The following is a 13,748-nucleotide window of genomic DNA, read 5'->3' as shown; positions in this document are numbered from 1 at the left end:
TAGCGTTCAGGATCGCTCGTCTCCCACGTCGGAGACGTATTGTACGGTCGGGCGACCGAGCAACCACCATGCCACCCCGAGAAACACGATTCCCGTCGCACCAGTAATCGCCAGCGGTGTCGGATTGTCTGTCGGGGAGACGAGAGGGCCGCCGACGAACGCGCCAAACCCGAGTGAGAGAATTCCGATGATGAGACAGACCCCACCGAGTGTCTGCAGCCATGCTGACTGTTGACCATCGGTGGCACGAAATATTCGAGTGAGACTTGCCCCACCGACAGCCAGTACGTACAGGAACAGTGGGAATACGATTGGGTAGTACGGAGTGAGAACTGGAAGCGCTACTTCGACCAAGTCGTAAGCAACGATCAAAAGATAGGGTGGAATCTGTGTGGGTTGGAACGGAATAAATTTCAGAAGATACAGGGCGACGATGATCGCGTAGGCGATGGCGACGTCACGGCCGAGGGGGGCGTTTCGGAGTGTTCGTCGGGAGACCATGAGTGACTGGAGGCGGGGGGAGGTGGTAAACATCAGCCGTCTCTCGAAGCGAAAAAACGCGATAACTAGTTTGCGTCGTTGATATACAGGCCGTATCGGTACAACGTGTCGTCGTACCAGAGGTGATGACCGTTCGAGGCAGTCTCGACGTGTTCGAGGGCAAGTGCGTCGATCAGGTTCGTGTACTCCGTGGAGAGTGGGGTGGTTTCTCGGTACCTATCCCGGGCGACACTTTGCTCTAGTAACTGTCGGACCGGCATGTCGAGTTCGGTTGGATCGAGTCGGGTGTCGACTCTGGCGGCGAATGCAATATCGCGGAACGCGTCTGTCGTGTCCGCGACTTCGATTGCGAGTGTCGTGTAGGCGGGTTCGACGAGGTGCTCGGTAGCGATGTCGATTCGGTAGGCCCAGTGGCCGTCGGCGTCCATCGCGACGATTTCTCCGTCGAGATCTTCGGTCAGCCGACTGTTCAGTTCGTACGGTCGTCGGAGGACGTACGCGTCGTCGTGGAGTAGGTCAGAACTCCCGCTTTCCCCGTCAGAAACAGTGTGGCTGTGGAGAATCTTGATCACGCGGCCCACTGGTCGGGCGAGTGAGTCGACCGTGGGGACATCCGCAGGTACCTGCTCTTCAGGGATCGGAGTCACCCGGACGAACGGCCGTTCCATCCGCTGTTCGCCAGTGACGACGATTTTCGTCTGGTAGTACCGGCCGTCGTGAGCGACGTATGCGTCCTCTGGAAGTGGCTTGTAGCCATACGTCGTGTGTCTGCCGTCGGGGAGAATTTCGGATAAGGCACTGTGAGCAGGCTGGTCGTACACTGAATCGCCTGGTTGATAGCGGACGTACTCGACGAGCGGTTGCTCGATACGGTCGAGCGAGAGCGTGTACTCGTTCTTCTCAGTCGTGGACGTGCCCGACGTGAGTGAGGAACAACCTGCGAGCGCTGTGACTATCGTCGTTCCGGCGAGCTGGAGGGCCGTTCGCCGATGGAGGACCATACCGGCCATTTCGGAGAATGCGGTGTTAATCTGTCGTCTGCTCTGTTCTCGGCTCGAATCGATCGACAATTGAATTACCGATACAGAAGCGCCAGTAGTACGGCACAGAGGCCAGTCATGGTTACGAGTCCACGTGCTATCAGAATACCTCCTGTGTCCGCTCCTGCGACGTTCGCGACTGTGACTGCCAGGAATACTCCTGTCGTCAGAAGCCCGACCCCGAGAGCGAGTAAGCGCATCTTCGGGGCGTCGTTTCGTTTGAAGCCGCGATACGCCAGCAGTGCGACGAACAGACCGATGAGAGCAGTCAATCCTCGCGAGAGCCACGCAATACTGCCGGGCGAGAGAACCTCTGTACCCAGAGGCACAGGTATCACTGGGAGCCACCTCCGTAGATCGCCCAGAGGATGATTCCTAACCCGGTAAGCTCACTCCCGCTCACGAGTACAGACCGGCCGACTGTACCCACGCTCGTGAGAGTCGGCAGTCCGACTCGAAGGAGTTCCGGAACGGTCGTGAGCAGAATCAGGCCGAGCGCGAGATACAGCATTCCTGGGTGTCCTGGCCCCCGACGATAGCCGCGAAGGAGTACGAGGGCGATTCCGACAGAGAGACTGATCGACAACAGCGTCAGGAGAACGACGGTGAGTGCGATCACCGGGTCCGACGATGGCGAACGTAGTTGTAATAACACGTCCAGCATTCAGGACAACCCCTCGAACAGGTCCGTGAATCGGTCGGCCGGATTCGTCGCGGATCTCGTCACGGCAACTTCGTACGCACCACCTTCGAACGTGACCGACACTTCGTCTACGGTCGCCACGTATCGTTTGTAGTGGTGGCCATCTGGGTCGATCGTCTGTCGTTCGGCCACGAGATCGGCCTCCTGTAACCGTTCGAGGCGCCGGTACGCTGTCGGATCGGACATGTCACAGGCTGTGCAGAGTTCGGAGGCGGACATCGGTTCTGTGGTGAGTTCGGCGAGGATGGCTCGCGCGTACTCGTCGTCGAGCAACGCGAGGAGTTCATCGTCGCCGTCCTCGTCCATACTGTCTCCCTGAGTATGGTTGCAAATAAAAAGCCCTCCCGACTTCTGGATCGGAAGCCGATACTGGGGTGCTACTATGATGCCAGCTCTCCAGTTGCGTATGCCCTCCACAGAGACCCAAGGCAGGCCGACGTGGTGCGTCCGTTACTGGCTCACCTGGCCGGTTTGGAACCACGACGACCGACGACTTCGGGCCCCGATCCGGGCGCTGTTACCGCTCGCCCTGACGTTTCTGGCTCTTGCGGTTATCCAGACGGCGGTTCGAGCCCGGTTCGAGCATCCAATCCGCGAGTTGCTCGAGCTGAGCGGCTTGATAGTCGTTCTCGTTGGGGGGCTCCTCGTCGCCGCGAGGCTTCTCGATCGACGTCCGGTCGTCGATTACGGTCTGTCGTTCGACCGCGATTGGTGGAAAGCGGTCGCCGTTGGGTGCGTGACGGGCCTCGCAGTCAACGCCGGGGCTCTCGTGGTGTCCCTTCAGGCTGGCTGGGTTTCCGTGACAGGAGTCGCCGAAGCACCCGGTGTTCTCCCGTTCGTTCCGGCAGTGATCGTCACGTTCGCGTATATCGCTGTCGCGGCAATCTGGGAGGAATTCATCTTCCGAGCGACCATGTTGAAGAACCTCGCAGAAGGCGGAGCAGGATATGTGGGCCGGAAGCCAGCCGTACTTCTGGCCGTCCTCCTCAGCACGCTCGTCTTCGCGACACTACACGGTGGGAAGGTGACCCATGTCAGTCAGTATGGGTACTATGTGATCGCTGGTCTCGTGCTCGGATGCGTATACGTGCTCTCCGGCGATCTCGCACTTCCCATCGGCTTTCACGTGTTCTACAACTTCTCACAAGGACTCCTCGGACTCGGAGTCTCCCAAGTCACGCCCGAACTCGTCGTTCTCGAGATCGCCGGCCCCGACAAATGGATCGGCGAAGAGGGACTCGTCCACGTCATCTTTGCCCTTCTCGGTGGTCTATTACTTCTCGCGTACATCCGCTGGCGAGACGGACAGTTACAAATCGACGAACGTGTGACACAGTGGAATCCACTCACTGAGCAGTAGGACGGCAGTAGGGTGCGGTTCTTCGAAGTGTTCGAGAGGCAATCGGATTCACGAATCGGATTCCCAACAGAGCGCTAGTCTCCGCTGAGGTTCTCTTGACGTCCTCATCCTCTGACGGTATCGGTGTGCAAGATACAGAGGTTGTAGTCAGCACGGTGCATGTGTTTGCTTTACGTCGAAGTTGCTGAGCGAACCGCTCAGTATGGATGCGAACGTACCAAAGGAATTTGAGAATCCCGACGAAAAGTTACACCGGCCGGAATAGCTGTTCTCGCACCCGTTGTCTGTGTAGCGGTCACCAAACTTATTGGCGCTGTGACTGGCGTTCCGTACAACTCACTGACCAAGACCTCGATCGCTGCCGACGCGTCTGTACTGCCAGTCTTACTCGTTGCCGGACTTGGATTGATTATCGGTGTGCCAGTGCTGGTGGTGATTTGTCAGGTACTCATACAGGGGAGTTTTGATCAGGTCGTCAGTGCTAACGCAGCGATCGTCCTGACAACTGCATTGGCGGGATTCGTGATGGTGAGCAATACGGGCGGACTAGCGACCGTCCCCGAGTTTGGGAAACTCGTCGGTGCCGTTGTATTCACGATGGCGCTCGGTGTGGCAGTATATGCAAACGAGCGAGTTGGTCGTCGCTGGCTTCGGTATCTCGGGGGCGCTCCTGTTCTACTGGTGACTGCAATCATCATCCTCTCGAGTGTTGCCGAGATCGAGACGATAGCTGGCGGGTTGTACGCAGCTACGCAACTCACTGTCCTCGGTGTGGCTGCCTATACGTACAATGAAACGGAGTGTCTCATCATACCGGCTCTGGCATATGCGAGCCTTCTGCTGGCTAACAGAACTGTTGTGTTCGTCTTTGAGGCAGGTATACAGAGCTGGTGACTCTCCTGGAAGTGACTCGATTTACTCGCGCCGCTAAAGACTTAACACTCGATGAACCCTACTCCGAGATATGAGCCTCAGTATCTGGGAGGTCTTTCAGGCCCTGTTTCGAGGGGGTGAGAGTGCTGACGAGGAACCCAGTGAAGAGGCAGATGAGCGTCGCTTCGTTCCTTCGCCGTTGGATCTTTCCGTACGAGTCGCCCACGGTGGGTCGGACGATACCGTCGTGCGAGAACTCTCGAAGGTAGACGAGCAAGCGCGCGAACTCGAAGAGACGCACCGAGACGACTAACTCCGCTGTACGTTTTGGTCGGACGCAAGATACAGGCCATTGTGGTCTGTGATGGCACCTATGGAACAGTCACGCCCTGATAGCGATGGCGGGGAAGACGATGAAAAGGAGATCAACGAACGACTGGATCGCATCGTCAACTTCCTTGCAACGTATCTCCCGTGAGGCTCTTTACGTCCCGGATGAGGTGAGTGCTCGATTCTAGTCTCTGCTGTCTGTCTCCTCATTTATCACTCGGTGAACTACTGTGGGTAATTCTCACCTCGCTTCTCCACCACGGCGTAGATTGACAGGGGATTTCTTGGTGGTTCATCACCCCCGATCTTCTCGAGCCCGACTACGGAATTCCGTTCACGGACACCCCCGAAAGCGTGGCCAGACTCGCACCGAACGTCGCGTGTAGCGCGTGTCGACGTTCGTGCTAACGTTCTCTGTCGCAGTCTACGACGAATTCACCACCAGCTGAGTGACTAACCAAGGTGATTCATACCCATGGCGTCTCTCGACATCGTACCAAGAGGCTGTGACGATGGAAAGAATCGATGGGAGTACTGGAGTACGCGTGGCGCTGGTCACCGTGCTGGTGGGTCTCCTCCTACTGTCCGTAGCTGGCGTATCTGTCAGTGCTCGACCGCCGCCACAGGCAGTCTGTGGCGTCTGTAGCGACACGCTCGTCGAGACCGCCGCCGACAGCGGCGTCGATGTCAGCATCGCAGCGAGTTCGCTCTCCATTCGAATCGACGAATCCGGAACCGGGCACTGGACAGCACGAATCAGACTCACCGGTGACGGTGTCGAAACGCTTCGCGAGAATCACTCCCTTCGCGACCGTATCGTCCAGCAGGTGCCTGACCGCGGATACGTCGCAGTCGAAGAGCCCCAGTCGCTCACAACGTCGATGAACGGGGAAACCCTGATGGTGGAATACGAGGTTCCTGGCATGGCCCACGAGAGTGTGGGTGGTGTGTACGTGGTTGATTTCTTCTACTGGCACGGAGGTGAAGCGCGGTGGTTCTACCTCGCTGCGGATTCGATGACGATTCAGGGTCCACCAGGAACGGTCGTATCGCACGCACCTGCCGACGCGACAACCGCCGATCACGCCGTCACGTGGGAAGGCAGCGACGAGCAGTACGACCCCCTCGGCGTTCGGAGTCACGTCGTGTTCGCACCGGACGACGGTGTCGTCAGCAGTGTTGTGACGACGCTGGGCATCGGCATCGACGTCGCCCAGCTGAAAGCGCAGGACTTCGTCGCCGTCGTTGCTCCCCTGACAATCCTCGCCGTCGTTGTCGCGATGCTGCGGCGGTTCGAGAGTCGGCTGACTGAACTCTCACGGAGAGAGCTGATAGGGCTCGTGATCGGACCGCTGGCCGCCGTCGGCCTCACCGCAGCGACGGTCGAGACACTCGTCGGGGTGTCTGGTCCGGTGACCGACCAACTGGGAGATTTCTTGTTCTATCTAATCTTCATCGTCGCGGGGACGGGTGCCGGGCCAGCGCTCGTTATCGGCGGGCCGCTCGCCGTCGGCCAGATACTGTTGGCGAGACGTCTCCTCGAGGAGGAGGTGATGGGGACGACGGATTCGATGGAAGCAGTGACGCGTCTGCTTCTCTGGCCGACAGCGGTCCTTCTCGCCGGACAGTGGCTGCTCTTCCCTGCTGCTGCCGCAGGTGCAGCCGGGTACGACGCGATGTACGGGCTGGTGAGCCTCGTGGTTCCAACGTTGTACTTCGCCCCGCTCGCAATCACCCGGCAGAGGGAGACGTCGCTTCAGCTCGCATTCGTCACCGGCCTTCTGATTTCACCGATTCCAGTGGTCGTCGCACTTGCACCACACACGGCGGCGAATCTCGTGATCGGGTCGCTCGCGCTGCGATACGTTCCGTGGGGCCTCGTGGTTGCTGCGATGGGAGTCTTCGCATACGTGGCGGGATACCGAGTGGCTGCCACCGAGCGGGAACACACCAGCTGACTGCGCGCTTCACGACGCTCGGCCGGGCTTGGGGGCAATTCCTCCAAATCCGGCCCTGTTGAAACCCTCGAATATTGATAGTTCCGTGGAGTCGTGCTGAATACAGGGCGCGAATCTCGCACGGCAGCAGCTCCAAAGCTCGGGTAGTGGAATCGTTCGATACAGTGGACGCAGATCCCGACTACGCCCAGAATGAACCGATTTACTCTCACTCTGTGTGATAGGGCTTTTAAGCTATCCGGGAGCACCACCATCGGCATGCCTTCTCGCAGGTCAATACTCCTTGAGGAGATGGTATGGCCAGAAGTCGAATCGGTGCTCGAAAACGGGATACGGACGGCGATCGTTTCCGTTGGCTCGATCGAGCAGCACGGTCCCCACCTCCCGTTGAATATGGACACACTGGACGGTGACGAACTCTCGCGGCGGATCGCGGAGAAATTGGGGGACGCTCTTGCTGCACCGACGATCCGGCCTGGCTGCTCGGGACATCACATGGAGTTCCCGGGCACGATCACTATCCCGCCCGAGACACTGATGGATGTGATCCGGGCATACTGCCGGTCGCTCGATGACCACGGCTTCGAATATATCGTCTTAGTCCCCACCCACGGCGGGAATTTTGCCCCGGTCAAGACTGTCGCACCTGATGTGGCTCGGGAAATCGAAGCCACTGTGATTCCCTTGGCTGACCTCGATGAGCATATGCAGTTACTGAATGATGGCCTCAGCGAGGCTGGGATCAAATACGATCAAGACGTGATTCATGCTGGTGCAGCCGAGACGGCAGTGGTGTTGGCGGTGAATGAGGATCTCGTAAGGGTTGAGAACATCGAGTCCGGACCTGAAGGGGAGATCTCTACCGCTCGCCTTCTGAGCGAAGGGTTCAAAACCATCACCCAAAACGGTGTGCTTGGCGATCCGGCTGAAGCAACCGCTGAAGCCGGCGAAATGATCATTCAGAACGTGGTTGATACCTACGTTGATCACATCGAGAATGAACGCCGTTCTGCGTAGACACGCACCTCAACCGAGGTTGAACAGTTAACGCACAGACGTTCCTACTGCCTGTTTCAGCCAGTTCGACCTGAATCAAACGCATCCTCCGTGCTGCATCCACCCTCTCTATGCAGCACGATTCACCTGTCACGTTATGAGGATTTCAGCAGAACCCCAAATCCAATCCCGAGACATCTTCTCGGGATAACTAAGAAGCCAGAAGAGCCCGCAATCGAACGTATGCCCTCCAGACGAGCCGCCGGTTTCAGCCTCGCCATCGGCATCGTCCATGCGGTCGGTCTGCTCCTCGTCGCTGACAGCCTCGGCTATTCGATCGGACCATCGCAGTATTCGTTCGCCGGTCTCGTGTGGCGATACGGTGGGCTGGTCGTCGTCGCAACCGTCCCCGTTTGGCTCGCGGCTCGGTTCCGCCTCGTTACTCCCGTGGTTGCACTCGCGCTCACGACGGCCTACGTCCTCTGGATGGAACTCACGCCTCCCGGACCGACGTTTCACGACGTGGCCGAACTGGAACGCCTCGCCGAACCGACCGGAATCACGGTCGTCGAAAACGGGCTCTACATCGTCCGCTACATGGTCAACGCCTCGGTCTGGACGGTCGGCTTCCTCTTCCTTGGACTCGTCGAGTACGTGCTTCGGCACGCGTGGACACGTCTACCGTCGGTTCCGAAATCGATTCCGTTGCTGTCGACCCCGGCGCCACGACGACGAGCCATCGCCATCGCTTCTTCGGGTGGACTGCTCCACGCCGCCGTCATGGTCTGGTACGCTTCCCGCCTCGGAGTGACGATGTCCGGCGGACTTGAGTGGCTGTTGTATCTGTTCGGTGCGGTCGGGATGTGGGTACTCGCGGCGATTCCCCTCTATTTCCTCGTCCGGCATCGACTGGTCGCGCCAGCGACGCTACTGACGCTGTTCATCCTGATCGACGTCCACGCAGCCTTCACGGCGAGTGTCGAGGACCCCCATGCACTCTACTTCGGCGGCTGGTTCCTCTATCTGGGTATCCTCCTCGTCGTCGCAGGTATCGAATACGGCCTGCGTCGCCTCGGAGTATATCGACAGTTCGCATCCGAGACGTGAACTTGGATGGGTGGCTCGGTGCTATTGAAACTATCATCTGCGACATGAGGAGCATGCGAATAGCGCAAGTCTAGCAAGCGGTAGCTATCGTTTGTTTCAGTCGCTTAGTAGCGTGACAGGCATTAGATGATTGTGCGAATGAAGCGGGGACTCAGAACGCATTTATGAGTTCAACAAGCGCGTATATGATAGCAAGAGTTCCTAATACTATTCCGATTGAGCCCAAGAGTTGATTTCGCAGAACGACAGTCGTTTGTGATACGACGAACAGGGCCATCAATATCACGTGGAGGGCAAGCAGGCGGTCAGTCCGGTCTGACATACCGCATCTCCTTATCAATTTCATATGAACGTTCGGTTACTCAACTCTATTCAGCACGAATGCTGAAACCAATCAACCGAAAAGGTTTCACCAAAACCGAGATTCAGTAAATCTCTTCAGGAAACTCAAGCAGTATATGCGTACCAGAGCAACAGCACACCAAACAGACCGAACATCGCACCCGCATACAGTGCAATTGTTTTCCCATCACCCGGTGGGAGAACGAGCCAGAGAAGCGGCCCGATAGCGACCATCCCGAGTCCGAAGAGTCCAGCGACGATTCGTTCTGCCCGATCAATCGTCGGGCGTTCGTCGTTGGACGACTCTGGAACCGCGTCGATCAGAGTCGCAACTGCATCGACGTAGTCGGATGGAAGTACGACGATGCGAGGTGCGGTCGGGGACCCCCGGGTATACGAGAGCCAGCACACGGCGAACGTACCCACCGAAATAGTCCGGAACGTCCGCACTTCCTGGAGGGGCACCTCGGTCTCGTCGACGACGAGGGTCTTCGCCGCCAAGTCCGCGTGTCCGCTCGTCGGGAACGCCGCGGTGAGTACTAGCGGTATCCAGCTGGCGACGAACACCGCGAACGGTGCGGAGGGGTGTACCTGAGCGCTTCCGAGAAGCGTGAGTGCACCGAGGAGGCTTCCGACGAGCAGTCCGCGACGTGAAAATCGTTCGAAGAACGGCGTCTCCAGACCTGTCTCGAGTAAGGCAGGGAGATAACGGCGGGAGAGCAGCGCAAGTACTGCGACGACGATCAAGCCGATGGCTCGGCCAAGATCGCCGGCCCAGACTGCCTCTGAGACAAGCCACAGCAACAATCCGAAGGCGAGCACGATGACGCCACCGAGGATACTCGGAAAGACGTACGCGAGGCCAAGCAGGAGGGAGGAATCGTCGACATCGAGTTTCCAGTCGACCGTTTCGCCTTCGCTACGAGCGGACGGATTTACAGTCATTCTGTTACGTCTGGTCCGAGTCACGTTCGAGTTGCTCGTAGAGATAGTACGAGTACACGACAGTGATGCCTGCGGTGAGGAGAGCCGGTACCACGAGGAAATAGATCGCATACTCGCCGAAGAAGAGCCCGACGAGAGCGACGAGTGCTGTCAGTTTGAACAAGTGGCTCCCGAGACGGTGCGTTCGGTCCCAGACCTCCTCACTACTGAGTGTCCATGGCGTCCGGATGCCGACGAACCAGTTGCGTTCTGCGTGTTCGAGCACCACCCCGACGTAGTAGAACAAGCCCGAGACAGCCGCGAGGACGAGAAGCGTGAAGTCGAATTCGTAGCCGAGATTGAAGGCGATGACACCCCCGTGGATGACGGCCATGAACGCCGTGAACACGACGACGAACCAGTCGTACACGGGTCGGAACGCTGCGATGTTCTCTCGAAGCGGATCGATACGTGGGACGAGCGCGAAGACGACGAGCAAAACGGCAGTCATCGCAGGAAGAAATGCGAGTGCTGCGGCCTTCGGCATCGTGCCATCGGGCTGTCCCGCCGCGTTCCAGTGTGTCGCCATCCGCGTCGGCAACTCCGGCGCAGCAAGGGCACTCACCGCACCAGAGATGACGACGAATACCGTCGCGATGAGAAACCGATGGCGAGAATTCATAGTACTCGATAGGTCACGATTCCTGATGAACCGGACGGTTCCCCGTTGCGCTATGAAATCGGAACCCTGTCGTCTTTCCTTTCCACAACCGCTAATCAGAGGAGAGGCACTGTTGGGATCTTTGACTGGTTAGTGCTGGCGCGCTGAATGGAGAGGATGGATAGAGCAAACGACTTTTGCCGTATTTATCAACTCGAGTGGCACAGTCAGCCGGCGCTATACCTACGACGATCGAGGTGCCGCCTCGTCACTCCTCTGCTTCGAAATTTGAGATTTGGATGCCTTGACACCCGCGCCCACGAGCAGAAGTCCGCCGGCGGCGAGCAGGAACGGCTCTGCACCGAGGATGAACATGACGGTATCACCCTCAAAACCAGCACCTTGTACGGAGAACTCTCGATAAAGCGGTCTCGACGACTGAAACAGATTGAATACCGCTCGAAACGCGTAGAAGAGGACGATACTGCCCATGACGACAGAGACGATCGATAGGCGCTTCCATCGGAGTCCGGCAGCCACACTTCCAACACCAAGAGCCCCCAACTGCACGAGCAGCACCTCTTCGTGACTCAGACTCTCATCCCAGCCGGACATAATCGTCCCCTCGTATCCCGGTGCGACATGGACTAACCCCTGATAGACGCCAATACCGATAGCTGCAAACCCAGCGACGGCCATCGCCAGCGGAACAAGTCGGTGGGTTTTCATGAAAAAGGGTGGAACCCTTGATATTTAAAATATATAACCAGCTGACTCTGTCGAAACCCTCAGTCGCCGATATTTCGTTGAGGTAGTGCTGCATACACAGCGCGAGTCTTGCACGAGGGACTGCTCTGAATGATGCAGTCGTAACCAGTGGACAGAGAAGGACTCGGCAGGGGACTTCTGAAGGAACTCTCAAGAGTGGACGGCCCCTGTCAGTCTACGTGCTGTAGCGGCTTTTCTGTGCGCCGTCCCGGAATATCTGGGAGGGTTCCATCTTTTGTCAGCGTCTTCCAGCCAGCGTACAGAACGATGAGTGCCGCACAGGCGACGTAGAAGATGATGTTGCCAGAGACGACATCAAAGATGACGGGGAGTTCTCCTGTCACTTCACCGAACGGGGCCATGTTGCTCGCTGCGTGGGTGAGCATAACGACTGGCAACGCACCTCTGGTGTTGTTGTACAGCCAGCCGAGAATAACGGAGGTGGCCACCACCATCACGACGTATTCGTGGAATGCGCCGAAGTTGCCGGCATCAGCCAGTATCAGTGGGACGTGCCAGAACGTCCAGACGAGTCCGATGGCCACGCTCGTCGCGAGCGCACTGAACCGCTGCTGGAGGCGGGGTTGCATGAACCCACGCCAGCCCAGTTCCTCCAGTGCACCGGCTAGGAAGAGCGTGACTGCAAAAAAGAGGAGGTACTGTCCGATGGAGGCTGCCGGAGCCACGACATCGACACCGAGCCCCACCGCGACGATACTCTCGAGGTCAGTCGCGACAAGCATGATTCCGATACCGGCGAGATACCAGTGAATGCCTGTTCGAACGTTTCGGAGCTGTCCGAGCCAGTCTCGAACGCTATCGTCGAGCAACCAGACTGTTACTCCTGCGCTAGCCATCGGGGTCCAAGCGTACGGGATCGCCGCGAGAGTCGGAAAATCGGACCCGAATACCGTGTAGAGCGCTGTGACGACGAGTGCGGAGTTTACAATCAGCACAGCCAGGAAGGTCCCGACCGGTGTGCGGCGTGCTCGCTCTCGGAGTGTTACGAGCGCGCTCATACTGATTCCCTCATCGGACCTAGCGTGTTTTCTATCGCTCGGATGCTGTCATTTCGGGTGTGACTGACTGCACGGGGCGATTTCGCCCAGTTTATCCCCTGTAGTTGCTCTCGCATATGTAACCGTTCTCGTAGCGTGTCACCATCTGTGGTTTCTGGTTCATGCGCTTTGAGTGTTAGGACAACCCAGTGACCGTATCCAACGACGACAGTGACTCCCGACAGTACGACAACCGAAACCAGTACCCTCCCAAGATGTTTCCTGAACTGAACGTCGTAAGCCGTCGAATGTGCACCTATCATACTGTTATTTCTCCTCATCAAGAGCGTCGTATGTCTTGATAGGCGTCCACCAAGTCACGCGGTCGTTGATTCGAAGGTTTCCGTCTCGCCATCGGATGTATGCCACTAGTAGCACACCCCCAACCAGGGCAAAGATGACACGAGCAAGCCCCTCTTCACCGATCCAGAAGTCAGGACCGACGACGGTGAGCGCGATGAGTTCGGGTGTCTGCTGTGAGGCGCCCAGACCGAACACCGCGCTCATCGTGAAGTTGTAGAACACGTGAAACCCGATCGGAAGTGCGAGGTTTCCCGACAGCACGTAGATTCCGCCGAAAACCAGTCCGGCCAGCACGTAGTACCCGTAGGCCATTGGATCACTGACTTTCCCACTGTGCATGAACGCAAAGACGGCCGTGCTAAGCAGCACGGCGAGTCCGACAGCACCCCACCGCGGGAGGTATCCATCAGCGCCCTCAGCAAGGTTTTTCAACATCGCTCCGCGGAACATGAACTCTTCCCACGACGCCAATACGCCGACGTACCCGAGTACTAGAAGCATCGCTGGCAGGAACGGCAACGCGCCCGATCCCTGGGTAAAGCCCGATACCGTTGCCCAGCCGGCAGCCAGCGCGACAAGCATCGTTCCGGCGTTGGCAACCGTCGCAACCAGCCCGCCGACGACAAACGAGCGCGCCCACTTACGGTTGAACGTCAGTCCGTACTCGGCAACTGGTCGCCGGTCAAGCAGTCGCGCACTGGCCAGAACAGCAGCCACGAGCACCACGCTCATTATGCTGAATTCCATGAATTCCCGAACTGGATGGTCGAATCTTGGTCTGACAACTGTGACAACGAGTCCGAAAGCGAGAAACGTCATCACAA

At 58.0% G+C, this 13,748-nt stretch carries 16 protein-coding genes; 6 read left to right on the top strand and 10 right to left on the bottom strand.

What is annotated here, in order from left to right; translation table 11 throughout:
• Positions 1 to 6: 6 nt before the first annotated feature.
• From DU484_RS12245 to DU484_RS12225, 4 genes are all read right to left on the bottom strand, one after another.
• Positions 7 to 501, bottom strand: a complete 495-nt coding sequence (locus DU484_RS12245) for a hypothetical protein (protein ID WP_157969563.1) — start codon at positions 499 to 501, stop codon at positions 7 to 9.
• A gap of 65 nt (positions 502 to 566) precedes the next feature.
• Positions 567 to 1,502 carry a hypothetical protein gene (locus DU484_RS12240; protein WP_114606044.1) on the bottom strand — a complete coding sequence of 312 codons (936 nt, stop codon included), beginning with the start codon at positions 1,500 to 1,502 and terminating at the stop codon, positions 567 to 569.
• Between the two features lie 74 nt (positions 1,503 to 1,576).
• On the bottom strand, positions 1,577 to 1,870 hold the full coding sequence (locus DU484_RS20825) for a DUF7521 family protein (RefSeq protein WP_114606043.1): 294 nt from the start codon (positions 1,868 to 1,870) through the stop codon (positions 1,577 to 1,579).
• A gap of 335 nt (positions 1,871 to 2,205) precedes the next feature.
• A complete protein-coding gene (locus DU484_RS12225; protein WP_114606041.1) occupies positions 2,206 to 2,550 on the bottom strand; it encodes an ArsR/SmtB family transcription factor in 345 nt (114 codons plus the stop codon).
• 100 nt (positions 2,551 to 2,650) lie between these two features.
• Between DU484_RS12225 and DU484_RS12220 the strand changes: the two genes are divergently transcribed.
• From DU484_RS12220 to DU484_RS12195, 6 genes are all read left to right on the top strand, one after another.
• Positions 2,651 to 3,604, top strand: a complete 954-nt coding sequence (locus DU484_RS12220; protein ID WP_187347699.1) for a CPBP family intramembrane glutamic endopeptidase — start codon at positions 2,651 to 2,653, stop codon at positions 3,602 to 3,604.
• A 315-nt stretch (positions 3,605 to 3,919) separates the two neighbouring features.
• Complete coding sequence (locus tag DU484_RS12215; protein ID WP_114606040.1) at positions 3,920 to 4,498, top strand: hypothetical protein; 579 nt, start codon at positions 3,920 to 3,922, stop codon at positions 4,496 to 4,498.
• A 70-nt stretch (positions 4,499 to 4,568) separates the two neighbouring features.
• A complete protein-coding gene (locus DU484_RS12210) occupies positions 4,569 to 4,790 on the top strand; it encodes a hypothetical protein (RefSeq protein WP_114606039.1) in 222 nt (73 codons plus the stop codon).
• Between the two features lie 562 nt (positions 4,791 to 5,352).
• Positions 5,353 to 6,765: a hypothetical protein gene (locus DU484_RS12205; protein WP_157969562.1), complete on the top strand. Its 1,413-nt coding sequence runs from the start codon at positions 5,353 to 5,355 to the stop codon at positions 6,763 to 6,765.
• A 258-nt stretch (positions 6,766 to 7,023) separates the two neighbouring features.
• On the top strand, positions 7,024 to 7,782 hold the full coding sequence (locus DU484_RS12200; protein WP_114606037.1) for a creatininase family protein: 759 nt from the start codon (positions 7,024 to 7,026) through the stop codon (positions 7,780 to 7,782).
• A 222-nt stretch (positions 7,783 to 8,004) separates the two neighbouring features.
• Positions 8,005 to 8,868, top strand: a complete 864-nt coding sequence (locus DU484_RS12195; RefSeq protein WP_114606036.1) for a hypothetical protein — start codon at positions 8,005 to 8,007, stop codon at positions 8,866 to 8,868.
• A 151-nt stretch (positions 8,869 to 9,019) separates the two neighbouring features.
• Here the strand turns inward: DU484_RS12195 and DU484_RS20020 are convergent, their stop codons facing one another.
• From DU484_RS20020 to DU484_RS12170, 6 genes are all read right to left on the bottom strand, one after another.
• The gene (locus DU484_RS20020) at positions 9,020 to 9,190 is read right to left on the bottom strand and encodes a hypothetical protein (RefSeq protein WP_187347698.1); all 171 of its coding nucleotides are present in this window, start codon (positions 9,188 to 9,190) and stop codon (positions 9,020 to 9,022) included.
• 125 nt (positions 9,191 to 9,315) lie between these two features.
• Positions 9,316 to 10,155: a hypothetical protein gene (locus tag DU484_RS12190; RefSeq protein ID WP_114606035.1), complete on the bottom strand. Its 840-nt coding sequence runs from the start codon at positions 10,153 to 10,155 to the stop codon at positions 9,316 to 9,318.
• Positions 10,156 to 10,159: 4 nt separating this feature from the next.
• Positions 10,160 to 10,816: an SdpI family protein gene (locus tag DU484_RS12185; protein WP_114606034.1), complete on the bottom strand. Its 657-nt coding sequence runs from the start codon at positions 10,814 to 10,816 to the stop codon at positions 10,160 to 10,162.
• Positions 10,817 to 11,038: 222 nt separating this feature from the next.
• A complete protein-coding gene (locus tag DU484_RS12180; RefSeq protein ID WP_114606033.1) occupies positions 11,039 to 11,524 on the bottom strand; it encodes a hypothetical protein in 486 nt (161 codons plus the stop codon).
• Between the two features lie 209 nt (positions 11,525 to 11,733).
• Positions 11,734 to 12,582, bottom strand: coding sequence for a CPBP family intramembrane glutamic endopeptidase (locus DU484_RS12175; protein ID WP_114606032.1), 849 nt, complete (start codon positions 12,580 to 12,582; stop codon positions 11,734 to 11,736).
• Positions 12,583 to 12,888: 306 nt separating this feature from the next.
• Positions 12,889 to 13,671, bottom strand: coding sequence for a CPBP family intramembrane glutamic endopeptidase (locus DU484_RS12170; RefSeq protein ID WP_262342786.1), 783 nt, complete (start codon positions 13,669 to 13,671; stop codon positions 12,889 to 12,891).
• Positions 13,672 to 13,748 lie beyond the last annotated feature (77 nt).

Source organism: Haloplanus rubicundus (genome assembly GCF_003342675.1).
GTDB lineage: Archaea > Halobacteriota > Halobacteria > Halobacteriales > Haloferacaceae > Haloplanus > Haloplanus rubicundus.
Note: the sequence above shows the minus strand (reverse complement) of the source record. Positions and strands in the feature narration are given on the sequence as shown.